The sequence below is a fragment of the Pseudoalteromonas sp. MMG033 genome (assembly GCF_057197785.1).
On sequence record NZ_CM170070.1, the window covers coordinates 3,044,897 to 3,069,389 of the forward strand.

Below are 24,493 nucleotides of genomic sequence, written 5' to 3' on the forward strand. Positions count from 1 at the left end.
TTGATCTATGTATTAAATTAACCTTTCAATAAAATATCCTGCCATCCAATAGGAGGGAATATCCGGCACCGATAGTATCCGAAGAGAGTGGTGTTGTAATTAAAAAGTTAATTTATAGGGCAGGGGGATCAAAAGTAATCATAGGATCAGAGTCGTTGATTTAAGTGCCAAGTTTAATGCTTAGCCTTAATTTAGACTTCAGCTATGGCCAAGCAGGCGCTATCGAAAAATAAAAAACCAGACGAGGCTGGCTTTTTATATGATTTAAGCGGGTCAACGTTCGAGGCTTCACGTCTACTGGGCTTGTATTGATTTGGCAGCCCTCGCAACACTTTTAATGGTTTTTATATACCCATGCTTCGGACTTCAGCGCGGCTTGGGGCTTGCTGTGAGCTGAAGGTTTCCAGTTGCACATCATCACCAAACACGTCATTGAGCATCGCTTTAAAGTCTTCTGGTGATCTATCAAAGTCTAATGTAAACAGAGATTTGAGTTGTTCTCGTTGAATGCCTCGCTGATCAGCCATGGCTGTCAACGCTTGACCCACATCAGCAAACCCCTGATCATCCATACTACCGACCACTTGACCACTGACACGAAATACGGATGTTTGAGGTGTTTGATCGAACATCAGCTTTCTTCGATATGCTTGATCTTGTGCCAACATTTCGTTGAACTCAGTTTCCTTATGAATGGCGACCTGCTTTTGAGCGTAGTCTTGGTATGAGCTGCCATTAAACAGTTCAAAGACCTCTGCGTTTGTTGGCCCTTCGCCTTGTTCAAAAAACTCGACTTCACCACTTCCAGGGTAATGCTGTTCAACCAACGACTTCAATTTCTCTATATCACCGCCAGCCTGACGGAACAAATCCTGTACCCCACTTCGACCTGCGTAAGAGCCATCTCCGCGCAAGTAGGCCATGACCTGACCATCAACCTTGATCATGCCAACAACATCCTGCTGCTCACCTTGTTGTTTATAATAGTCGGCCAAGTCTGTATGTTTGGAAGACAGCGGGCTCATGTCTTGATTTAACATAGCGAACTGATCTTTATCGGCTACTTTGACGTGCTCCGGCTTAATTAGGTAAGTCAAATTTGCTTTGCCTTCAAGGCGAGTAGAAAAAGACGCCTCATCCGATGGCGTACTCGACTCTTTGACTGATTGATCATGTTTAATAGACTGAGTGCGATTGTAATAGGGTTCTCTCGCACCTGCGTAATGGGAAATTTGCATAATTCAGCTCCTTTTGAGATTCTGTCTAGCGTGTTTTGACTGCGAAGTTGTTCCTCTCAACCAAAAGCAGATAAAACGAACAGAGAAAAGTAGCAAATTTCGGGCCACTCGGGTTTTATCGTTCCAGCAGCCATGTAGGTGCGTATAAGCTCAGACCAAACAGGCAAACATTTGCCAGTCTTGCCATCGTATGCTCATTTTATTGCCGCGTTCCGTAGCGACATCGATAATTCCTGTTAAGTTTAAAGTGCGCAAATAAATCACGTACTGATTGCATCATGTAAGCCATTAAAAACAATCGCCAATAGGGCAGGGCACCTCGTTTAGCATTGTGATCTGAAAGGCAATTCAGGACGCATAATAATGCAAACGATGAGCGGAAAATAAAAAGCCTGTACAGTGCATAGCTGTACAGGCTTTTTTTATTGCTTAAGATAAGATATTTACTGCTGAATACGGCGAATACTTAAGTTATCGCCACCATTACTGCTCACTTGCTGAACTAGGCTTACACCTGCAACATCGAGCACGTGTAAGGTTTCAAGTGTATGTGCCGTTTCTGCATCTTTAGAGGTTTCTTCAGCTAACACGTAAAAGTGCTCGCCAATTTGGCCACCATTATGATCAATATCGGCACTGAATAAACTGTAACCTTTTGCGCCGGCTTGGGTGTCGAGTGTACCGGCAGAGCCCGTGCTTGGAACAATCGCAATGTAAGATACCACTTCGGTGGTATGGCCTTCATTTAGTGTATCTTGCTCAAAGAATGCTGCTTTAAAGCCAGTTGTTGAAATGTCTTTTACACGCGTTGCAATAGTGTGGCCACCTTCATAGGTTTGCACTTGTAAAAATACATAGGGGTTAGCAGAAAACGCTTGTTCAAAGCTAATGCTGTTAAAGTTTTTAGTGCCATTTAACTCAAAACTGCCTACTTCTAATACGGTGCCATCGGCCATCGTATAGCGGCCTTGTTCCAGTGCCATATAGTCAAATGACTCTTTATTAGGATGCACTTGATCTAGATAATTCCATTCTTTAAATGCCACTTCGAATGAAGTTGGAGACACATTTTGTAAGCGGTTTACACCACCATGGCCACCATTAAAGGTAGGCGCTGAAGTGAATACAGCGGGCGCATAAAAGTTTGTACTGCCAAGGCCATAGGTGCGCCACGTGTGATCCAAGTCGTTCACAATGGTGTTAGAAAGCAAAGTAATTTTATTGTCTAACGCGCACGGGTCTTGGGTATAGCAAGCAACTGAGCTGTCGGTATTGGTCGCCAAATCGTTGATACGCAATGGTAAAGTCGCCACTAAACACGTACCCCCCGTGTTTGGGTTGAGCTTATAAAGCTCAGATTGATTTTGATGGCCATGATCATTTATGACGGTACGGCTAATGAGCATGTCGCCATTTTGCGCAAGGGTCGCGCCTGTTACAGCAATTAAATTATGGTCAGACAGCTTGCTCATACTGTAGTTTTGCGGATCGCTACGATCAATCAAGTACACAGCACTTGAAGTGACCAAATATAGTTCTTCATTTTTAATCACAAGGTCACCGCGATACTCACCTTCAACTCCGTCAAAGTGCATTAGGGTTGTTGTATTGCCGTTTGACTTGTCAATGCTGTATAGCTTGGTGTAACTATTGGCTAACAGTTGGTCGTTTTGCGCATCATATGTCATACCAATCAAAGACTTGGTAATACCGTCCACTCTGTGATGTGTTTTGGTTTCAAAATCGTAGTACGCTAAGCGATTGTACTTAAAGCGGTCACCCTGAACAGGGATCTGCGCAAGCACCTCAGCGGGCGCATCTAGCTCGCTTAAATCCACTTTATATTCAAATGGCATTGGTGAAGAGGTATAGTACATACGTTTAAGCGTTGAGTCATAAGCCATCGCCGCTGAGCTAAACTCAGCCATAGACAATGCTTTGGCGGTTTTGTCTTGCTCTTGCAAGCTAAATAATACGCCTGGTGCTCCGCGACCAGAGTTAATTGAAAATAGTTCGCCCTCACAACTATTTGCATTGCTAAAGGTTGAAACTGTTGTTGTAGAAAGAGCAAAAATAGAAAGTAAAGTGTGTGGCATCTTAAGCATAATTAGAACCCTAATACATATCCTAAATTAATAAAATGACACAAAGAAATGACACATAATTTTTATTTATGTGGGCCTTTGTCCTGAAAGGTGAGTGCGTCCATTATAACTTTGTAACCTGCACAGACTATGCCCAACTATTGTGCATAAGGCAATTGTTACACCGAGTCACTTTCTTAAACGGTCTTTATAGAAGGGTTAGCGGTTAAGTTGTTCCGGTAGTGGGTAAATATGAGCGGCATAAATGGCGTGTCTATGTATGTTTTTATTCACTGTTCGTTGCAATAGCTGCTGGTGGTAATCCATATCAACATTCGAGTACACTGCATTAGTGGTTCGTATCAAACATGTCGGCAATCACAACATGGCCAATTTAACCAACTACAAGATCTATAAAGCACGGAAATAAATTACTTTTTAAAAAGTAATTAAGCGCACTTGGCGCTCAATTATTTTCACTCGTTTGATAAGCCCACTGGCAGTCCAAGTTTACCTATATATCTACGTATGTATCCTCTAGAGCGCCTTTTTGAGCTCGGCTGACACTTCGCTCAATTAACCTTGCGACAAACCATACAAGCACCTCTGTTTGCCCTTTTAATATGCAACCAGCATCACAGATAGCTTCAAGTAACGCTTGTACATTACCAGATAATAAGGCTTTTAAAGCTTCGCTACTGGTCATATGCAATTCACAATCAGCTATGCCACTTACCTGTTCGCACTGAGTATACGCTTGGCCATCTTTAACGACCAAAGTGACAGCGGTATTAGTGGGTTTGAGGTAGATAGATATAGCAAGGTCTGGCTGTGGCTTTGTTTCACTAGGTAAATAACCATTGAGATAACGGACAAACCCTTCTCGCCAGCTTTTCAAACTTGGTAATTCGGTGTCTAGAACAGCACACAAATCACTCATTTTTTGTTGTGAAGCTTGGCTTAATTGGTTATTTACTTCTTTTTCGGATTCAATTAATGCATTAACCGTATAATCAATGTCTTCGTAGGTATGGGATGCTGAACATATAAAGCGTAGCCGTCCACGCCCTTTTTCAACAATTGGGTAAGTCACAGCTAAGGTCTGCACTCCGCGTTGATATAAGCTCCGGACAATCGCATATAACTTGTCTTTGTCTCCAAAATGCGGGGTTATTATCGGTCCATCACCAGTGCCCAAGTCAAAACCTGCTTGCAATAGCTTTTGGCGCATATAACGCGTTCTATCCCACAGCTGGGCCCGCATTGAATCATCGCTTTGCAAGATGCGCAAAGACGCCAGTGCCGCAGCGATATCCGCTGGACTAATAGATGCTTGGAAAATATAAGCTCTCGATGCCGACTTTAGTAAATTGACGTGCTGTTCACTGGCAGCAATCACACCGCCAATGCTCCCCATCGCTTTACTTAAAGTCGTCATGATAAAATCAACTTGGTCGCTAACACCTTGCTCTGCACATACACCGGCTCCTTTGTCGCCATAAAAGCCAAAAGAATGAGCTTCATCTACCAATACCAATGCATCATATTGCTTAGCCGTTTTTACGATATCTGCAACAGGGGCGGTTCCCTCACCCATACTATATACGCTTTCTAATACCACTAATGTTGTACGATATGCCGACTGTTCTTGCGCTAGTACATTTGCTAAATCGTCTTTATCATTGTGTTTAAAAGTGCGAATAGTGGCCCCGCTGAGTCTTGCTCCGTCAACAATTGAGGCGTGACAAAGCTGATCAATAACCACGATGTCATTAGCACTCAATATACCAGATATGGCACCCAGGTTTGCCGTATATCCGGTCGGAAAAAGACAGGCACTGTCTTTACCAACCAATTTTGCAAACTCTTTCTCAAATTCAACGTGTTGATCCGTCATCCCTGTAGCGGCGGCTGAGATCCCCATCCCCGTGCCGTAATTGTGCAGTGCATCAGTCGCATGTTCAATGACCTGAGGGTCACGGTTAAGTCCAAAGTACAAGTTCGTAGACCAAATTATTGATTCACGTTGCTCATCGTTATAACTATCTCCAATGAGACCTTTGGACGCGCTCCCTGTACGCAAAATTTTTCCGTATGGATTGATCCCTAAGCGATTTACCATACTCAATATTGCCTCAACAAATAGACTTTTATCGTCTATGCTCCAAGCTTGTGCGCTTGCACAGCCAAATGTTGGATGACTAGACTGCAATAGCATTTGAAACTGGCTCAGAGTTTCGCTGGTATGTGGCATTTTTTCTTTGGGAGAGTTGGCTTGTTCAGCCAATAAGTGGCTAGCCAGCAAAGCGGTTGTTGGAAACGTTAATATCAATGCAGGGGTTAAAGATGTGCCAAATGCTTTGTTTAGCCTGCTTGCAAGTTCCAGCAAATTCAATGAGTCCACGCCAAGGCTTTCAAAGCTTGCATTATCATCGATAAGCAGGCCATCTTTAATACCTAAAAGCGTTGCAACAACTTGTTGAATGCGTGCCATCATTTCAGCACTCTGGCTTTGTATTTCGCGCTCATTCTTAGCCAGAGGTTGGGTTAGATTTGCCGATCGGACTTGCGCCAAGCTGGGCAGCTTGCTGCGATCTAACTTATCATTTGGTAAAAGTGGTAAGCAGTCTAGAGACATAAACAAGTGTGGTACCATGTATTTTGGTAACCGCGCTAGCAGCAATGACTTTAACGCCTCATGATCTGGTGCTTCAGGCTTTTCTACAATATACGCCACAAGTAACTGTTGCCCAGTATCACTTTCTAGCGCACTCACCGCGGCTGCATGTATAAATGGTATCGATTCTAAAGCCGACTCAATTTCACCCAGTTCGATCCTAAATCCTCTGATCTTAACCTGTTGATCTATTCGCCCTAAAAACTCTATTTCTCCGGTGTCGGTCCAGCGGCACAAATCACCTGTTCTGTATAACCTTTGTTTAGGTGTTAGATGATCGATGTTAAGCTCTACAAATCTTTCAAGCGTCTGCTGATCATCATTTAAATAGCCTCTGGCTAACTTATCGCCACCCAAAAAAAGCTCTCCAGCCATGCCCTGACTTACAGGCTTGAGGGCGTCATCTAGAATATAGGCAATTGAATTTTCGACAGGCTTTCCGATAGTGATGGTTTGCGCTCCCACATCAATGTCTTTAAGTGTTGAAAATACAGTGTCTTCTGTCGGGCCATAGGCATTAACTACACGAGGTCTAGGAGTAAGCGCATGCACTTTATTAACTAATGAGAGCTTGAGCGTTTCACCCCCAAAAACAAGACATTCGATATTCTCAGGCAAAGCTCCTGAGTTGAGTATGGTATGCATTGATGAGGGTACCATGACGCAGGCTTTAACTCGATTTGCATGTGGTAAAGTCATCAATCCGAGCGCATTTTCAGCCAGTAAAATGGTTCCACCCAGTGATAATGTGCCCAACGTTTCCATCACTGATGTATCAAAACACACTGACGCAGCAGCGAGCACACCTTGCAATTCTGTTGAACCAAATACACAACTAAGCGCTTTACTCATTGCGACCAAGCTGTGATGTTCAACAGCAACACCTTTAGGATTGCCTGTTGAACCAGAGGTATAGATCACATACGCCAAATCATCGCGGTTAATATCTGTTTTTGGTTCTATGCACTGTTGAGATAAGTCGAGAGTATCTAAACGAATACGCGTTTCGACTTTTGCACACAACGCCGCTGTGTCATCACTATCAACAATCGCAGCCTGAGCCCCGGAATGAGATAGCATGTACTCCACACGACTTGTTGGGTAGTTCGGGTCAAGAGGTATATAAGCACAACCTGCTTTGTGTATGCCAATCATCGCCGCGATCAGTTGCCACTTTCTTGCCATACACACAGCTATCAGCGAGCCTCTGGGAATATTCTGTGCTTCAATTTCAGCTGCAATTGTCCAAGCTGCAAGCATCAGCTTTTCATAACTGATCTCCTCTATCCCATCTATTATTGCGGTACGATGAGGCATCTGTTTTGATTGACAGTGTATCAGCCCGTACACTGTCTGATGATCAGAGTGAACAACATCACTCACCAAACTATTTTTTGCCTTCTGCATTTGCGTTTCCTTCTATTCTTTTTGTTGATTTGATTATTATCAAACTGGGTATAAAAGGTATCAGAATGCGCTGTCAATTACGCACAAGTAATTTGGGATTAAAAGTGTTAGGGTCGTAACAAGTGACTGTTCTAGCATTTACAATGGCACAGTTAATGTAAGTCCGACAGTGCTGGTAAATTGCAAATACACTGCATCCGCTCAATTCATACTTTAGCCATGTCCGAGCAGGTACTATCGAAAAATTAAAAACCAGACTAAGCTGGCTTTTCATACGATTTTAAACGGATTAACTTCGAGGTTTTACATCTAAATGCTCAGGAAATTATAGCTGTCATCAATTCAATTTTGAGGCTGCTAAGAATGCGTGTGAAGAGTTTTAGTTGGATGTCGTGTATCCATACACGTGGCTGAAACAGTGGCTTGGTTACATTCAAATACCTTGAATAGGGCGGTGCGATAATATGAAAGCAAGCGCCATGTTGTGGCACATGACGTTTGCTTAGAGGCGATGTTAAAGCATCGCCTTTACTTGCTCTGGCAGCGCAAGCTGCTCAATAGACAGCTCCGGCTGAACAGGTGTCATTTGTTGATTACCGCTTGGGCGAGTGAGAATAAATCGTGGCGAGATCATCTGAAGCTGACTGTGAGTTAAATGCATAAATTGAATACCGCCACTTTGTGTGCTTCGGCCACCAGTTGGTTGACCAATTAGCTGAGCAAACTGGTGATCTTGCACTGTATTGGCAAACACAATAGACGACGAATAAGTGCCCGTACCAATCAGAAGTGATGTTTTGCCACGATAGAAATTAGTTAGGTGCGTTTCCGGCTCGATTAAACGGGTGTTTTCGCCTTGCTCAATCGCACCAACGAGTTGGCCTGGATCTCTGTATTTTAGTAGCACTTTTGAACGGTAAGTAGAAAAGTGACGATACGGCTTATCCGCGATGTAGCGCATAATACCCGCCATCCACATATCATCATTACCACCGCCATTGCGGCTAATATCAATAATTAAATGATTAATTTTTCTCTCTTTTATCTCCGTAAATACTGAGTCCATGTAGTTTAAAAATTGTTTGAAGTCATCCCAAGCAAACGTGTTTACCTGGAGAACCGCTGTTTTATTGTGGTAAGAAACATTAAATTCATCTGAGAACGACGATTTGGCCAGCGCGGTTGGGATGGCAGCTTTTGCATCGAGCGTCACATGTTTTGTTTTATTGTTCTGCTGATACTCGATTTTAAATGATGTTTGTGGACCAAAGGTCATATAAAACAAACGGTTAAACTGGCTTTGTAATACATCTTTGCGAAATGCGAGTGTATCTCCATGAGTATTTACAAGTAATTGCTTTAACAGTGTTTCTGCGTCTGTGCCATTAATAGATTGTATTTTTGCGCCTCGATACTGGCTACTTTGCTTGCCTAGATCGCGGGCTATGTAGAGACCATCATCTTTAATGTTCACTTCGAAAGGGAATAGTTTTACACCTTGGGCTATCCACTCTCTCCACTGAGAAGATGAGCCATGGCCTACTTTTAAATGCCCATCAGCTAGCATTGAATTAAGCGGCGCTATTTTTTGCCAAAATGCCATTGCAGTCATCGGCGTATCTAACTCGGTTTTTATTCGCGTTACGGTGTCGTAGAACTTATCTACATCCTGCACACTGTGAGATAAATCGGGATGAGTTTGGTGCAACCAATTGAACCATTGGTCAAAATCTTCACTGGCTTGCTTTGGCGAAATGGTATGTTGTAGAGCGTGTGTAGTATTACTGCTTGCTAGGGAATTTGCCGAAAAAATACTGATACATGAAGCGACGGTAAGCGCGCACATTATTTTTAAAACTTTCATCATTGAGGCGTTATTCCTTTTATTCTTATTAATGATTAGTTTGACGCATCACAATCACAAAAGGTTTAAATTTATTTTAGTTATTAAAATAATGATGTTTTAACTTTGACGCTTGATAAGCGCACAAATTAATATCTTATAGTCATATTTAAGGAGTGACGGGCGGCCTAATACTTGTCAGCTTATTATCTCATTGGAACTGTTATTCTGTATGTTCTACCTTAAATGGTACGAATCTCTAACTTAGTACGCTGTCATTTTAAACCGCCGTTGGCAGCAGACTGAATTGACCGATAAATCAGGCTTAGTAAATCCACGTGTTGATCCGCAAGGGTGTTGAGATAGCTTGAAATTACACCACATATTTTCACCTTTTCAATATGAGCGCTTTTTCATCAAACTTTAGTCTTATACGTTTCATTTTTAAGCCAGAGCTTTGCAATTAACAAGAGCAAGTAAAGTGGGGCCTCCATTGGCATGACCATGTGTACTTTTCTTTTATAAATCAATTTATAAGATAAATAAGACTTTTATCTATTAGGTATAGCAAGTGCCAATTCAGCTCGATAGATACGGTGTTTATTCAGCTAACAGGGTAGTGCCGCTTACTTGAGTTCCTCGTTTGGGTGTGTGAGCATGTCGCGGCTTGCATGACTGAATTGATCACAGTAGTGATGGAACATTACGTGCTCAGTCTGTTGAATATAACTTTCTAATTATGAATTTATTGGTAAGAGGCCGTGAAGTAAATCACCTCGCTATTTGGTTAATTACAGCAAAGACAAGCACACGTAAAATATGGAAAAAAGGATGCGTATATGGAATTTAAAGACACGGCGGGGCATTTTTTAAAAAGTGCCTCCAAACATGGATTGTTTGCCCTTGCTTTGGCTGGGGTGAGTTTTACTTCTGTGGGCGGTGAAGGACACTCCGATGCACAGCAACACCAATTGGATAAGCTAGATAGTGAGTTACCCCACGTATTATCGGTCAGTACCTCTTCTTCACCAATCGCGCCTCCAGAAGAAAAGCTGGGTGTGTATGTCGTTGACCAAGGTCAAGGCCTAGACACTGGGTGCACGTTTAGCAGTGGTGGTCCGCTTGTTATTCAGCTCGAAGTCCCTCAGGTTGTGAACAGTGCAGTACTAGACAACCAAGGTTATTTATTAGACCCAGGTAAATTGGTTGGCAATGGCATGTTGGGGGCAACGGCAACCTTGAGCTTACCTGTGTATGATATCGACAGTAGTGCCAATATACCTGGAGTTAATCCTGAGGTTGATGACTTATATTTTAATGGTCGTTTTAAAAAAACCTTAATTGGGCAGGACAGTCAATGGACTGATGATGTCATCTCTATCCCTATAGAAGAGATTAAATTTGGCCAAATCAACGAAATAAAAATAGATATAGATATTGCTAATGCCGGTGACAACTGGTGTATGTCGGTTGATTGGGTGGCAATTGAATTTGAGGTAGCAGCACCGTATGTACTTGCCCACGGGATCAGCGCAGACTCATCCACTTGGGATGAAGATGCTGCAACAGGTGTTCTGGCGTATTTAGACGAGCAAGGTATTTTATACGATAGATTTAGCTTAGTTGCTAATGGGACAAGTGCGGGTAATGCTGCATTGTTACAAGGCCACATTCGCGACTTTTTGGAGCCGCTTAAAGCCGATAAAGTACATATTATTGCGCACAGTAAAGGAGGTTTGGATAGTCAAGCTTTACAAGCACTCGCCCCTCCGTTCGATATTTTAAGTTTGTCGACACTATCGACTCCGCATTTGGGATCTGTGGCTGCGGATCTATCCATCATTCAAAAAACATCGGCTAACCGGTATCAAAACATTGGCGATGATCCGAACGGTTACGCCGCGAAATATGTCAATACGTGGACGTTTGGACAGGGACCTCAAAACCCGGGCCTTGGAGATTTAACCACCCAACGAGCATTGCAAGCAATTGCCTCTGGGGTGCGTGGTAATATCAGTAAAACCTTTACCATTGGCGCTGATGCAGATTTAAATGGCGATAACGATCTGACTACCAATGAGTCCGCAGGGCTGTTCCCCGGTATAGCGCACTATGGTGCTGAGCGCGCATGGCGAGTGTTAAGAGACTTTTCTTCTGCACATACAGTAGAAATTGTCACTAAAAGACTGCCTGCGCGGCCAAAGAAACGGAGCCGTACCATCACTATTTTGAAATATGCTGCGACCTCATCTATTCAACCGCAAAACAATGATATTGTTGTGACGTTAAACAGTGCAAACCCCAACTATGGCCAAGCGATAGGCAATGTAATGGCGAATCATTCAACGTTAAAAAATGCACAAAACATTACTCGCATAGTTAACAACACAATACATCTTAAATAAAAGGATTTGAAAGATGATAAAGAGATTTAAAACGTTTAAATACTGGATAGATAACATAGTTGCTAAAGGTTTAATGCTGGTGGTGATGTTTTTGGCATCGTCCGCTTGGGCAAGTATTCAAGGACAAATTGTCGCAAACTCGCCGACTACCCCGTCAGTGGCGATTAAAACAGGAGATGAAAGCGCGACATTGCAATTTGACGTACAAGGCGCACAGAGTTTTCGGGTCGAGTTAGTTGTGCCTGTAGAGGGAGCCAGTGTTCAACTGTTTGATCCACAGGGTAACCTGGTTGTTGATGCCAATGATCCTAAAATGCAGTTTATCGCAGGCGCGGAACTAGATGCAGAGAATCCATTACCCGGCGGTATTTTCTTGCTCCCTGAGCAGCTGCAACCGCAATCAGGCCAATGGCAAGCCGTGGTTCGTTTTCCTACCGCGACCTATGATACGGTGGTGATGAGTACGGTATTTATGCGATCTAACCTGCAAGTTGGGATGGCCATTGCGCGCACCGAGTACTTGGTAGACGAGGTGGCACCTTTAGCTGTGATTATCTTAGATAAGGGCTTACCGATCGCAGGCGTTTCACCCGAGTTCACCATAACAGACCCAGATGGCCTGAACACCGTTTTGACTGCGCAAGATAATGGGGAAGAAGCTGACGGACAAAAAGCGGATGGGATCTACAGTATTGACTTTTTGCTCAGTAAACCCGGTCAATATAAAGTTAGTGTGGTGGCTGATATTAACACCAGCAATGGAGTTGTTCGCCGTACAGACGGTATGATGCTTGATGTGAAGAGCCCTTTTATTGATATTAATGACATCACCTATGACAAAGTGCTAGACAGCACAGGCTGTGTTGAAGCAATCAATGCAAAAGTTAATTTAGAAGTGCTGGAAGCGGGTCAGTACGTCGTGAATCTAGATATTTCTGACAGTGAGCGCAAATTACTCAGCAATAAAAATGTGTCTTTGCCAGTAGGTGCATCAGTCATTAATTTAAGTTATTCACGGGATGAGCTTAAAGCCAATTTAAATAAAACGTCGCAATATCAGCTCACTAAATTCTGGGTGAATAAAGTAGACTCTGAGGGTATTCATTTAGCTGCATTGTTACCTGATCATGCTTTATCGACAGAGACTTCTTATACTGATTTATGTCGAGATGATATAGAGATCATGCCTGAAATCACCGAAGACCCCGTGTTAGCTGACGGATATTACTCTGGTATTGATGTCAGCTTTCTTGTGTATGTAAAGCAATCTGGTCGTTATCAAGTGTCTTTAAAAGCCTTTGCTGCAGATAACACAGATTTGGGCCTTATTACATTTTCAGCAAACTTAGCTGCGGGTGATAATGAGGTGACGTTTAATGTAAGCAATAAGGCACTTGTTAAAGCGGATGGACCATATCGCTTTGTCGGACTGCTGGTTACCAAGGGCAGAGTATCCGCCAGGCTGAATTTATTGGGTGAAACCAGAGCGTATAAAAAAGAGCAGTTTATGCCTGTGTATACGGTGGTTCTCGATGCACTGCAATATGCACTAGAGCGCAGCAACTGGCAAACATCACCAGTGACACCCTCTAATAATACTAGAGTGGGCGGTTACTTACGGTCAGGTGCTTCAATTCCTTATGACTATGAGACATTATTAACTTTCAGCCCAGAGATCTCAGGTAGCCATGTTTTGGAGGCGAAACTGATCATCGAAGTGGGTGAGTCCAGCCTAATGACGCCATTTAATTCGATAGAAGTTTTTAATCAAAACAAGCGTACACTAGATGGTCAAGCGGTGAGCTATGATGATTTTTGCCAAAGCTTTAATGTGTGTCCTGCTTGGGATCAACGTTTAGGCTCGATCCCCACTGCAATGGCTAATAATAGCTATGCCGTAGAGTCTGAACAGCTAAGCCAATTAGTACAAAAATGGGTGGAAGGTGAAAATAATAATCACGGTATTATTTTAACTGCTTCACCTTATGAGCGAAGCTATTTTGCCACGATTACCAGTGCGAAGCTTAAAGTAAAATATGCTCAACTACCTTGATAATAGGTTAGTGAACAATTTGTTCTAATTGCAAAAGCATATAAGCGCAGGTTTATATTTTATAAAGCTGCGCTTTTTAAGAACGGTAATTTTGATCTAGTCGCTATTACGTGTGCTAGCCAAAATATATCAATTTAGTTTCATATTTAGCGCTTCTAACCTGTATTAAATTTGACAGGTCATGTTGATATAAGTTTAGAGTTGCTAGAGGTTTCATTTGTATTCGTAGGTTTATTTCCAGTACTATTTTTGAAGAACTGAGTCAGAAAAGTCTTTTAATTTCATAAACTAATAATGTCTTAGCATAAATATGATTCAATATGACTGACGCCCTCTCAAATTTGGAGCAGTTTAAGAAGGCAGCCTCAAAATTGAGTAAGGTACCACAGTTTATTCTTATAATTATTTAGCAAAAGTAGGTTCCGCTCTTGCTTGTAACTGGTCGGCTATATTGATCGTCCACTCCCATTTGTTGAGCAAATAGCCTCTTTTCTCCCTTTCGATCTCGTCATTGCTACCTTGTTCGATCATCTCTTTAAAATCGATGATCTCCGCAAAGTTGCCCTCGTTCACATCATATTTGCCCCAATACTGACTTGTACCGGCACTGCCTCGCTCAATTTTCAGCCCTTCCAAAAAGCTGGTTTTAAAGTCCTTGGCGGCGCTGACTAGTTCGTCATTGCTATTCAAAGCCTCTTCAACAAGTTGCTTGTCTGCTTGGCTCAAGTGGCCTGTAGCAACCAGTTTGCCTGTTTCATCAACTGAAAAGCCCCAGCTTTTATGCTTAAGTTGTGGGTGTTGTTCATATAAATCTGCAGACACTTTTTCATATTCTTCTGCGATTCTGTTCGCTGCGGCTGGGGTTTCGTGCAAATACAGCTTGCTGGTGGAGATAATGACACGTTCAAGTAATTCACGGTGCTCTTCGTATCTGGGAGGTAGATCGAGTTTGCCGTTAGCCTTATACGTGATCACTGTCAGCTTTCCATTATCAGACTTAGCTCTCATTTGCTCAGCAGGGTGTGTCGGTTCTGAATTTATAAATTGTTTGGTTGGATCTACTTTGAGGCCCTCTTGACTGCTTGGGGCGAGATCTCTTATTTCATCACTAACTTGATTATTTTTTGCATGCAGGCGTGGCCCCGCATTTGCGTCAATCTTCATGTCATAATCCTTATTACACGATTTTGTTCTTACTATATCGGTTACAAAGAGAATAAATTTAACAGTATTTTATAGTTATTTTAATTAAGTTAGAGGAGAGCTCTTATGGCCGACTGATTATTTAAGATTGAAATAGTCACATATCGGCTGTTTTTGGCACTATAAGCATTAAAAAGCGATCCTCTCGGGAGATTGGTGGAAGTTCAACAATGTAATAAAAAGAAAAAGGAGGAATAAACATGACAGCCAGCCAAATTTTGGGCTAGTTTAAGAAACTACCTATGCTTTAATGATCGCTAAAATATGGATTGCTTTTCTTAGTGGTAATTGCAAGGAAGCGATAAGTTAGCACAGATAAACGCGGATTTATCACAGATTCTTCTGGTTTATCAATTATGCCTAAAAAATAACTTGTTTCAGAAGTTAGTCGTATCACTAATACTGCCTTGTGAGTCCATATTCAGCTAACTTACAAAGCCGCTAGCGATCAACATCGTACCAGTTTTTATCCAGATACTCGCGATCTTTTCCAAGCATGGCTCTTCGAACCTGACATGGATTCGCGAAAATACGAACAAAATGCCAATCTCCAAATTCGTCAAACTTTCTGCAAGATGTTATTACAGACTCAGAGGTAATTATTGTATGTTGCCTGCCTGATTTACGACCATGGGACTTTAGTCTGCGCATAAAGTCGACGTCTTCCGCAATATGGCGTTTTTCATCGAATCCGCCGATTGCGTCAAAATCAGATTTTTTGAACCAATACATGCCAAAAGATAGCCCAAGGAAAAATGCAGGGACGAGCATCATGCTATACCCAACGGCAATACCAGGAGATAGTCTTTCGGGTTTAATCCGTATTCCTCCACCCAACACGTTTGAACGTTTTGCATGCCTATATATTTCAGCTAAAACGCCATCAGACATCCAACTATCAGCATCTATGGTGACAACCCATTCAGTTTTTGCGTGCGAAACGCCGGTATTTCTGATTGATGACAGATTTTTTGAATCATTGTTAACTACCTTAGCGCCGTATATCTCAGCTACTTCCTGTGTTTTATCAGTACATCTGTTCAAAACAACGATGATGTCGACTTGCAGATCACTCGGTATCAATTGAGTTCGGATTGATTTTAGGCATCGACCAATATATTTTTCTTCGTTATGAGCCGGAACAACTACGCTAACCTTCATTTTGTAACACCTGTTAAATAGTAATCAATTATTCATAGCACCACCGTATAAGGGACGCAATTGTAGAGTCGAAAAATTCTAGGTAATGCTGTAAACCACAGCTTGCATAGCTTAAGAAAAAGCAAAGGGGTCAAATTAATTGCTTCTTAATACTTAGCAGGCAAGCCAAATTAGCTATATAGCTGGCACCAACTCAAATCTTGGGATAGCTCAATAAGCAGTCTCCATGTAAGGCTGACACCCACTCTAATCTTGGGTTAGCTTAAGAAGCCGTCTATGCTTTAATGAATGTTAAAGTATGGATGGCTTTTTTAATGGCAATTGCAAGGAAGAGGCAAGTTAGCTTGGTAGATACCAAGTACTATCACTGCATATCACGATGCGTAAGGCGCGCGTTTTTGTGTGGAGAAGATGAGGTAACAGGTAAGTCATATGAACACCGAAGAGGGTGGGTTGAAGAGAAGTTATTGCAGCTAGCCAAGGTGTTTTGTATAGATGTATGTGCTTATGCGGTGATGAGTAACCATACGCATATTGTTTTATATGTAGATGATAAAAAAGCAAAACGGCTAAATGATAAAGCCATTCTTATTCGTTGGCATAAACAATTTAAAGGGACTTGGCTGACTCATAAGTTTGTCAGTGGTGAGTCACTGAGCAATTCAGAGTGTTGTTTGTTGTCAGAGCTGATAGACGAATATAGAAAGCGTCTGGCTGATATCAGCTGGTTTATGCGAACGCTCAACGAAGATATTGCGCGTAAAGCCAATAAAGAAGACGGTTGCACGGGTCGTTTTTGGGAAGGTCGTTTTAAATCACAAGCCTTGTTAGATGAAGCTGCGTTGGCAGCGTGTTTAGCGTATGTTGATTTGAACCCGGTCAGAGCAAAAATGGCAAAGACACCAGAAGAGTCAGACCACACCAGTATCAAAAAACGTATTGATACAGCAAAAGTAGGTAAACAGCCTAAGTCACTCATGCGATTTGTAGGCAATCCAAGAAAAAACATGCCAAAAGGATTACCTTTTGAATTTAAATATTATGTTGAGCTTGTCGATTTAACAGGGCGTTGTATGCGCGAAGATAAACGCGGATTTATTAACGACTCACAACCAATTTTAGCAAGGCTTAATATACAGCCTGAGAATTGGCTAAAGCTTACTACCAGATTTACCAAGGTGTTCAAGGGGTCAGTAGGTAGTCCCGATGCCAAGAAAAAATACTGTGAGCACTTAAAATTAAAGCGACGAAGCAATTTGACGCAATGCAGTGAATTGCTTGCTTAACCTTTAAGACGTCCTAACATTCCAACTTCAATGTAGCTTGTAAAAGCTATGTGGTCAGTCATGTCTGAAATCCAAAAAAAGTTATAAATTTCAGCAATTAATCAGACGATAAAACTGAATGTAGCAATTTTTAGCGGTGTGTTTCTGCTTTGAAAAATGTTCAGGTGTAGTTGTGGTATAAATTAATATGGGTGTCAGGTGCCTTATGATTTTTCTAATTGACTTAAATGTTTAATTGGAAAAAAATTAAAGGATCTTAAGAGAGGGAGTTGTATATGCAAGATGAGAGCTTTATCTTTCATGAGTCAAAAGAGTCGTGCAAAAACTTAATTTTATTTGTGCATGGTTTTACAGGTGATGCAGAAAAAACTTGGACAAATAAAAATGGAAAATCATTTGCTTCATTATTGTTAGAGGATAGCGATATTAAAGCAAATTTTGATGTCGCGTCATATAGTTATTTTTCTACATTATTCAACCTATTTGCTGACACCAAAGAAAAGTTTCGTCGTTTAAAAGCGATGATTCGAGGGTTGACGCATAAGAAAGAAAAAAACCTTGATATAGATGAATTAACTGAAAACTTCTCTACTACTATCAGGTTTCCTTTAAAACAATATGACAACATATATATTGTTGCCCACAGTATGGGAGGGCTGATAACGAAAAACTACGTTGTTAAAGATATCATTAATAATGGCTCTTCGAGAGTGAAACTATTCATATCACTGGCCGTTCCTCATCACGGGGCGGAGCTTACCGTTTTTGGAAAATTAATAAGTAGCAACCTTCAGATAGAAAACTTAAATCCTGTCCAAAAATTCATTATTTCTTTAAATCAATCTTGGGTTAATTTGGATGAAAAGCCGACAACTAAATATTTATATGGTTCATATGACGAAATTGTCACTAAAGACAGTGCGGTAGCAACAGACAAGATTAAGAAAGACATAGTTGGGGTTCCTCACGATCATAATTCAATTTCGAAACCTGAAAGTGCCTTATCAATGGTTTGTGAAGTTGTGAGGAGCTTTATTCTAGATGAGTATAAACATACCCAATTATATGATGCGGGTCGTCAAGTGCTGTCCGATCATCAGCAATATGAAGAGGAAATTTTTGTTTTAAAAATGATTGTTGCAGATATTGCAGAGCAGTCTCGAAGCAATGCAAAGGAATTGTTTTTTAATGCTGAGTATATGAGAAAGTTGCTTAGCTCTAAATATGACAAAAAGCACCTTGAAGAGTTAGTTGAAAATATACGCCAACTTTACAAGGATTGCTATGATGAATACCTCTCAGATGACAACATAAATTCGGGTAAGCTACTGTCTGAAGTACATAAAAGGATCACTGAACAGGACTCCGCTTTGCTGAAAAGCTTTATCCCTGCGCTCAGAGTCTATCATAAAAAAGGTATGCTACATCAGATGGCTAATGATGAAAAACTTGATATATGGTGGACTGAAAAACAGAGCTTAATTAAAGATGTGGGGCATCCATGATGAAGCTTCCATTTCTAAATCCAGATGAAGATTTGCATTTAAATCTAGGAGTTATAATTTTAATTATTCGTTTCCTTAGTAAAACCAAGCGCGGGACATTGAAGTTAAATAATGAACGTCTGCATAGTTACCATTTTTTGGTAAGTAATCCGGTTAAGCTGAATAATGTCATGAATATATTAGGGCAAGGCAATATTTTGCTGAGTGATAAAGATATATATTCTATTGCTTCTATTTCGCCAAACATCGATACTCTGTTTGATAGAGAGAATCTTAAATCACTACTAACAATTCTTATTGCTAAAGAAATTATTGAAGTAGAGTACAAAAAGAATGACGGTTTTCTTTACAAACTAACTAATAGTGGCTCTCAGTTCGCGGATTCATTGGAGGGGGAGTATTACTCTGAAATAAAGTTGAATTGTAAAAGGTTGCAATCCACATTGAGTATCACTCAAAGTAAGTTAAATACAGCTCTTGGACAAATAATGAGAATGGATGCTTTTTAATGGCTAGTAATATCTTAATTAATCAATTGATAGTTGTTGGAAGAAACAAAAACTATGCAATTAACTTTAATCCTGGTGTGAATATTATTTATGGTGACTCAGCTACAGGGAAATCTAGCATACTTAACTTAATAGACTACCTATTAGGTGGTAAGAAATTTAAATCATATCCAGAAATAGAATCAGCAGCCAGGTATGCGGCGCTAGATGTAACTTTGAATGACGACCGATACACTATCAAGCGTGATCTATTTGACCCTAATCGGATAATAGAGGTTTACCCCTGTTCTTTTGAAAAAATTGGTGAACATGCGGTTACGCATTATCTACCAAGCTTCCAGCAGAACAGTGCTTTTCCTGATGCTGGCTTCTTTTCTGACTTCCTTTTAGATTCCTTGAATTTAAGTAAAATTAAACTGAAAGAAGCTCCAACTAAGGTCTCTTCTAAGCAGGTACGATTAAGTTTTAGAGACTTGTTCAAGTACAGCTATATTAACCAAGATGTTTTAGGAAGTGAGAAGTTTCTTAAGTCTGATAATTGGGCTTTACAAACTAAAAATAAAGAAGTCTTTAAATATATATTCAATGCACTTGATAGCAATGTAAGTAATTTAGAAGGTCTCATATCTGATAAGGTAAATGAAAGGAACAAACTAGATAAAACCTTTAAAACTGTCTCTACGTTTTTGCGAGAGTCTGAGTTTGGTACTTTGACGGGATTGGATGATGAGATTGATTTGGTAGATAGTGAAATTTCAAAAATTGAAAAACAAATTATGAAGCTAAATCAAGCCCAAGCCGAAGACCCTGAAATTTATCAGGCCATAAAATTAGAGCTTTCCAATCTTGCTGTAGAGCGAAGGGCTGTTATTGAGGATTTGCAAGACAAGCAGTTAAAAATTGAGCGATTTACGCGGCTTAAAAATGATTATTTAAATGACATTAACAAATACAAAGCTTCAATCTCTGCCAAACAAGTTATTGGGGAAGTTGATACCGCGATAGAGCTTTGCCCTGTGTGTGATAACACTCTAGAAGTCTCGGCTGCGAAAGAAAAATTTGAGATTACTGAACAAGAAAGAATAGCTAGTGAAATAAATATTCTTAAGAGAAGGGTAAAAGAAACAGAGACTATTGCTAACAATGCAAAATGTGATTGGGAAAAAAGCCAAGCAAAGCTAAAGCAAATTGAGGCATCTGAAGTTGAGGCTCAAAAGTTACAAGAGAATAATACTTTAACATCGCCGAAAGTAGCAGAAAGAGACTTATTTGTTAGTAAGCTTGGTGAACTTAAGCAAAGAAGAAAGGAGTTAGTTTCTAGGCTCAAGATAAGGAATAAACACAATAATCTATCTAAAAGTAAAGAGTCTTTGGAGATAAGTATTGAAGCTTTGCAAAAGCAGCTTGAGGAATTACGAAAGCACACGCCGACAATGAATGAAGTTCTAGAAGGCTTAGCTGACACTTTAAAAACTTATCTTAATTTTATTCGGATTAAATCTCCAAAGGGTATCTGTTTTGACGAAAAGTCTTTTTACCCTAAAGTTAGAGATATTGAATATTCAGATATTACATCAGGTGGCTTGAGGACAATAGTTGGTATTGGCTATTTATGCTCTTTGATGGAAGCTGCGTTAAAGTCTTCAATAAATTATCCATCGTTTCTCATGATCGATACAGTTGGTAAATATTTAGGCAAGACGAAGGAGCAAAATTATATAGAAGTTAGTAACTATGGAGCTGATATTAGCGAAGCAGTGTCTGACCCTGCGAAATATAAAAATATATATGATTTTATTCTTGATTTAGCTGAAAAATATGAAGAAAAAAATAGAGTGTGTCAGTTTATATTGGTGGATAATGATGTACCAGATCACATTGTAAAAGATCTCCAAGGACATATAGTTGCACACTATAGCTCAGAGCGATTAAACGGTCTTCCTGTAGGGTTTATAGATGATGCAGATAGTTAAGCTTAAATGATTTAACTGAGGTGTTCCAACTAGTTACACCTCAACTACATTTAATTGTGGGTCTCGAAACCTCAGCTTTAGTACAGTTCATTAGTAGAATTATGCTGCCTTAAGATAGCTCATTGGAGTTTGATCTCCTAGTGCATCGTGAGGCCGTTCATAATTATAAATATCTAAGCATTCATCTGTAATGTCACGAACTTGCTGAAGTGATTCAAACAGATATAAATCCAATGAAAATAAACATGACACCCATCTTAATTTGGGAATAGTGTAAGAAGCCGTCTATGCTTTATTGAATGGTAAAGTATGGATTATGGCATTAGCAAGGAAGAGACAGGTTAGTTTGGTGGATACCAAGTACTATCACTGTATATCACGCTGCGTAAGACGGGCGTTTTTATGCGGAGAAGATAAAGCAACGGGTAAGTCATTTGAGCATAGAAGAGGGTGGGTTGAAGAGAAGTTATTGCAACTTGCTAAGGTGTTTTGCATTGATGTTTGTGCTTATGCGGTGATGAGTAACCATACGCATATTGTTCTGCATGTTGATGATAAAAAAGCAAAACGACTAAATGATAAAGCCATTCTTATTCGCTGGCATAAACAGTTTAAAGGAACTTGGCTGACTCATAAGTTTGTCAATGGCGAGTCGCTAACCACTTCAGAGCGTTATTTACTGTCAGAGTTGATAGATGAATACAGAAAACGCCTAGCGGATATCAGCTGGTTTATGCGAACGCTTAACGAAGATATCGCGCGTAAAGCCAATAAGGAGGATGGTTGCACAGGCCGTTTTTGGGAAGGGCGATTTAAATCACAAGCCTTGTTAGATGAAGCGGCTTTAGCAGCATGTTTAGCGTATGTGGACTTGAATCCAGTCAGAGCTAAAATGGCTGAAACCCCAGAAGAGTCAGACCATACCAGCATTAAAAAGCGTATTGAAACAGCAAAAGCGGGTAAACAACCCACGTCTTTACTGCGTTTTGTAGGTAACCCAAGAAAACACATGCCAAAAGGGCTACCATTTGAATTCAAATATTATGTAGAGCTTGTTGATTTAACAGGTCGGTGTCTGCGCGAAGATAAGCGCGGGTTTATCACAGACGCTCAACCCATTTTAGCAAGACTTAACATCCAGCCAGAGAATTGGTTAAAGTTAACTACTAAATTTACCAAGGTGTTTAAAGGCTCAGTGGGTAGGCCCGATGCCAAGCAAAAATACTGTGAGCACTTAAAGCTAAAACGACGAAGCAACTTGACGCAATGCAGTGAATTGCTCGCATAACCTTTAAGACATCCTAACATTCCAACTTCAATGTAGCTTGTAAAAGCTATGTGGTCAGTCATGTCTGAAATCAAAAAAAGTTATAAATTTCAGTGATTAATCAGATGATAAAACTGAATGTGGCAATTTTTAGCGGTGTGTTTCTGCTTTGAAACATGTTCAGGTGTAGTTGTGGTATAAATTAATGTGGGTATCAGGTATCTTATTTTTAAATACTGCTATGATTGTTTTTTACGGATGTGATGCTACAACCATATATATTTTAACTTTTCTATAAATGGTTATAATTAACCACACCCTATAATAATAAGTTAATTGGTGTTTCTACTACTTCTTGTCAAACCATCTAAATAACGCTGCGGTCGATATAAAAAATGCCAGTGTTGCAAAAACTATAATTGGCCATTCTGGCCATTCCGCTTTTATTGATACTGGTCTAACTAATAAGAATGCCCACATTGCTACCGTGCTTGCTAAGCCAAAAAAAGCTGGCCTTAATAAATTTAGCTTTAAGGATAGTTCGATGTTTGTAGTGTACTCACCAAAGTGTTTATCATTATCTCCGCTCGAATTTATTGGTTTAAATTGAAGAAGTGAAGATTGCTCGTAAAGTTGAAGTGATTTAATTAGGAAAGGTATATCAAAATCGTCAAACCTAGTTGTTGTTTCAAGTGGATTTATGCAGTTGATTATAATTTCTTCACTGCTATCAGATACTTCGATTTTTCCAGTATTGTGACTAGGGTTAGCAACCGCCATTTCGAGGCTATACTTTTGACCATGGTTTAAACCATAATGGCAGAATTTATAATTATTTGTATATTTTATCTTAACTTCATCTTTTCCTTTTTTAATGTTTTTCAAGTTAAAGAAAATCATATCTTGAAAGTGACTGTGTATTAGCTCTACTCTGGTTTTCCAACTTGCATTGACATTATTAACATTTACTGAGCGGTGACCAAAAAAAATAGATGATGAATCAATTTCACTCATCAAATCTATATCACAAAAACCCTCCAATTTTAAATAAGCATGAAAAACACCAGTCTCACTGCTAAGCTCAGTGTTCATTAATTTTGCCCAGCGTATAGAGTGGCTTTTCATACCACCTTTTGGACCGCTTACTTTATTTCCAGAAGTGAAAAAAATTGCTACTTTTTCTTCTTTATATTTTTCACTATTGTTTTTTATGTCGCTTGCAACATATTCCTGATCGTATCTGAAGTGAATGATGTGACCTGCAGGTAAGGCTAAAACTCTATAAATATCTGCTTTATATATTTCTCTTCTATCAGAGCTGAAGGCACATAGTATTGAATTCATTTATAACTACTCCGTTACTTTCATTTCCCACCGGTTTTTTTTAACTTCATAGATTTGAAGATGGTCCCTTTTAATTCCGTCAACCTTAGATCTTTGAACCCAGCGATTGTGTGGCATAACAGTAGCAGCGAGAGACCAACCAGCTCCTTTCAATGACGCTCCAGATTCACTATCTAGTGTATAGGTCAATAACTTTCTACCTCCCATAGTACGCCAAATTTTGCAGCATTTGCTCAAAAGAAAGCTACAAGTGCCTTTTGGAGCACTTTCTAATACACAAAGCCGAGTGAGTTCAATTGTATAACCATCCATATAATTTGGTGACACTGGGTTACCAGCAATCACAACACCTACAATTTCATCATTTCGATCTACTGCGGCCAGAGCCCACTTTCCACTATTCCTAATAGTCGGTCTATGATGTCGATGGAATGATTTTATAAATAGATTTGCTTCTTTTATTGTTATTGGCTTAGATGATAATGATTTGGCCAATCATAGCTCCTTTTGATTATTTTTAGAAAATCATTAGACTACT

General features: G+C 40.2%; 16 protein-coding genes. 7 read left to right on the forward strand and 9 right to left on the reverse strand.

Features of this window, described 5'->3' with window-relative positions; translation table 11 throughout:
- Positions 1–344 precede the first annotated feature (344 nt).
- The 4 genes from AC2CZC_RS13410 to AC2CZC_RS13425 form a co-directional block, all read right to left on the reverse strand.
- Entirely contained in the window at positions 345–1,238 is an 894-nt protein-coding gene (locus AC2CZC_RS13410; protein WP_484582152.1) for a hypothetical protein, read from the reverse strand.
- A 443-nt stretch (positions 1,239–1,681) separates the two neighbouring features.
- Complete coding sequence (locus AC2CZC_RS13415) at positions 1,682–3,343, reverse strand: H-type lectin domain-containing protein (RefSeq protein ID WP_484582153.1); 1,662 nt, start codon at positions 3,341–3,343, stop codon at positions 1,682–1,684.
- A 493-nt stretch (positions 3,344–3,836) separates the two neighbouring features.
- Positions 3,837–7,406 (reverse strand): amino acid adenylation domain-containing protein, encoded by a 3,570-nt coding sequence (locus AC2CZC_RS13420; protein WP_484582154.1) that lies wholly within the window; start codon positions 7,404–7,406, stop codon positions 3,837–3,839.
- A gap of 514 nt (positions 7,407–7,920) precedes the next feature.
- Positions 7,921–9,273: a S41 family peptidase gene (locus AC2CZC_RS13425; RefSeq protein ID WP_484582155.1), complete on the reverse strand. Its 1,353-nt coding sequence runs from the start codon at positions 9,271–9,273 to the stop codon at positions 7,921–7,923.
- An 815-nt stretch (positions 9,274–10,088) separates the two neighbouring features.
- Between AC2CZC_RS13425 and AC2CZC_RS13430 the strand changes: the two genes are divergently transcribed.
- Together AC2CZC_RS13430 and AC2CZC_RS13435 are read left to right on the forward strand one after the other, a co-directional pair.
- Positions 10,089–11,654 (forward strand): esterase/lipase family protein, encoded by a 1,566-nt coding sequence (locus AC2CZC_RS13430; protein ID WP_484582156.1) that lies wholly within the window; start codon positions 10,089–10,091, stop codon positions 11,652–11,654.
- 13 nt (positions 11,655–11,667) lie between these two features.
- Entirely contained in the window at positions 11,668–13,707 is a 2,040-nt protein-coding gene (locus AC2CZC_RS13435) for a choice-of-anchor X domain-containing protein (RefSeq protein WP_484582157.1), read from the forward strand.
- Between the two features lie 402 nt (positions 13,708–14,109).
- On the opposite strand, the gene AC2CZC_RS13440 is transcribed toward AC2CZC_RS13435, so the two are convergent.
- On the reverse strand, positions 14,110–14,871 hold the full coding sequence (locus AC2CZC_RS13440; protein ID WP_484582158.1) for a hypothetical protein: 762 nt from the start codon (positions 14,869–14,871) through the stop codon (positions 14,110–14,112).
- A gap of 480 nt (positions 14,872–15,351) precedes the next feature.
- Positions 15,352–16,071: a glycosyltransferase family 2 protein gene (locus tag AC2CZC_RS13445; protein WP_484582159.1), complete on the reverse strand. Its 720-nt coding sequence runs from the start codon at positions 16,069–16,071 to the stop codon at positions 15,352–15,354.
- A gap of 314 nt (positions 16,072–16,385) precedes the next feature.
- Between AC2CZC_RS13445 and AC2CZC_RS13450 the strand changes: the two genes are divergently transcribed.
- From AC2CZC_RS13450 to AC2CZC_RS13465, 4 genes are all read left to right on the forward strand, one after another.
- The gene (locus AC2CZC_RS13450; protein ID WP_484582160.1) at positions 16,386–17,357 is read left to right on the forward strand and encodes a transposase; all 972 of its coding nucleotides are present in this window, start codon (positions 16,386–16,388) and stop codon (positions 17,355–17,357) included.
- Between the two features lie 275 nt (positions 17,358–17,632).
- Positions 17,633–18,862 carry an ABC-three component system protein gene (locus tag AC2CZC_RS13455; RefSeq protein ID WP_484582161.1) on the forward strand — a complete coding sequence of 410 codons (1,230 nt, stop codon included), beginning with the start codon at positions 17,633–17,635 and terminating at the stop codon, positions 18,860–18,862.
- On the forward strand, positions 18,859–19,371 hold the full coding sequence (locus tag AC2CZC_RS13460; protein ID WP_484582162.1) for an ABC-three component system middle component 4: 513 nt from the start codon (positions 18,859–18,861) through the stop codon (positions 19,369–19,371). Before AC2CZC_RS13455 ends, AC2CZC_RS13460 begins: the two co-directional genes overlap by 4 nt.
- Positions 19,371–21,344, forward strand: coding sequence for an AAA family ATPase (locus AC2CZC_RS13465; RefSeq protein WP_484582163.1), 1,974 nt, complete (start codon positions 19,371–19,373; stop codon positions 21,342–21,344). The genes AC2CZC_RS13460 and AC2CZC_RS13465 overlap by 1 nt, the downstream gene beginning before the upstream one ends.
- 99 nt (positions 21,345–21,443) lie before the next feature.
- On the opposite strand, the gene AC2CZC_RS13470 is transcribed toward AC2CZC_RS13465, so the two are convergent.
- Positions 21,444–21,596, reverse strand: coding sequence for an integrase core domain-containing protein (locus AC2CZC_RS13470; RefSeq protein ID WP_484582164.1), 153 nt, complete (start codon positions 21,594–21,596; stop codon positions 21,444–21,446).
- Positions 21,597–21,660: 64 nt separating this feature from the next.
- Between AC2CZC_RS13470 and AC2CZC_RS13475 the strand changes: the two genes are divergently transcribed.
- Positions 21,661–22,632 carry a transposase gene (locus AC2CZC_RS13475; protein WP_484582165.1) on the forward strand — a complete coding sequence of 324 codons (972 nt, stop codon included), beginning with the start codon at positions 21,661–21,663 and terminating at the stop codon, positions 22,630–22,632.
- A gap of 327 nt (positions 22,633–22,959) precedes the next feature.
- On the opposite strand, the gene AC2CZC_RS13480 is transcribed toward AC2CZC_RS13475, so the two are convergent.
- Complete coding sequence (locus tag AC2CZC_RS13480; RefSeq protein ID WP_484582166.1) at positions 22,960–23,955, reverse strand: hypothetical protein; 996 nt, start codon at positions 23,953–23,955, stop codon at positions 22,960–22,962.
- Between the two features lie 6 nt (positions 23,956–23,961).
- Entirely contained in the window at positions 23,962–24,450 is a 489-nt protein-coding gene (locus tag AC2CZC_RS13485; RefSeq protein WP_484582167.1) for an XF1762 family protein, read from the reverse strand.
- Positions 24,451–24,493: the final 43 nt, after the last annotated feature.

Bases quoted from the DNA above. Each gene is read 5' to 3' on its own strand.
- AC2CZC_RS13410 (WP_484582152.1), bottom strand. From the start codon at position 1,238: ATGCAAATTTCCCATTACGCAGGTGCGAGAGAACCCTATTACAATCGC.
- AC2CZC_RS13415 (WP_484582153.1), bottom strand. From the start codon at position 3,343: ATGCTTAAGATGCCACACACTTTACTTTCTATTTTTGCTCTTTCTACA.
- AC2CZC_RS13420 (WP_484582154.1), bottom strand. From the start codon at position 7,406: ATGCAGAAGGCAAAAAATAGTTTGGTGAGTGATGTTGTTCACTCTGAT.
- AC2CZC_RS13425 (WP_484582155.1), bottom strand. From the start codon at position 9,273: ATGATGAAAGTTTTAAAAATAATGTGCGCGCTTACCGTCGCTTCATGT.
- AC2CZC_RS13430 (WP_484582156.1), top strand. From the start codon at position 10,089: ATGGAATTTAAAGACACGGCGGGGCATTTTTTAAAAAGTGCCTCCAAA.
- AC2CZC_RS13435 (WP_484582157.1), top strand. From the start codon at position 11,668: ATGATAAAGAGATTTAAAACGTTTAAATACTGGATAGATAACATAGTT.
- AC2CZC_RS13440 (WP_484582158.1), bottom strand. From the start codon at position 14,871: ATGAAGATTGACGCAAATGCGGGGCCACGCCTGCATGCAAAAAATAAT.
- AC2CZC_RS13445 (WP_484582159.1), bottom strand. From the start codon at position 16,071: ATGAAGGTTAGCGTAGTTGTTCCGGCTCATAACGAAGAAAAATATATT.
- AC2CZC_RS13450 (WP_484582160.1), top strand. From the start codon at position 16,386: ATGGCAATTGCAAGGAAGAGGCAAGTTAGCTTGGTAGATACCAAGTAC.
- AC2CZC_RS13455 (WP_484582161.1), top strand. From the start codon at position 17,633: ATGCAAGATGAGAGCTTTATCTTTCATGAGTCAAAAGAGTCGTGCAAA.
- AC2CZC_RS13460 (WP_484582162.1), top strand. From the start codon at position 18,859: ATGATGAAGCTTCCATTTCTAAATCCAGATGAAGATTTGCATTTAAAT.
- AC2CZC_RS13465 (WP_484582163.1), top strand. From the start codon at position 19,371: ATGGCTAGTAATATCTTAATTAATCAATTGATAGTTGTTGGAAGAAAC.
- AC2CZC_RS13475 (WP_484582165.1), top strand. From the start codon at position 21,661: ATGGCATTAGCAAGGAAGAGACAGGTTAGTTTGGTGGATACCAAGTAC.
- AC2CZC_RS13480 (WP_484582166.1), bottom strand. From the start codon at position 23,955: ATGAATTCAATACTATGTGCCTTCAGCTCTGATAGAAGAGAAATATAT.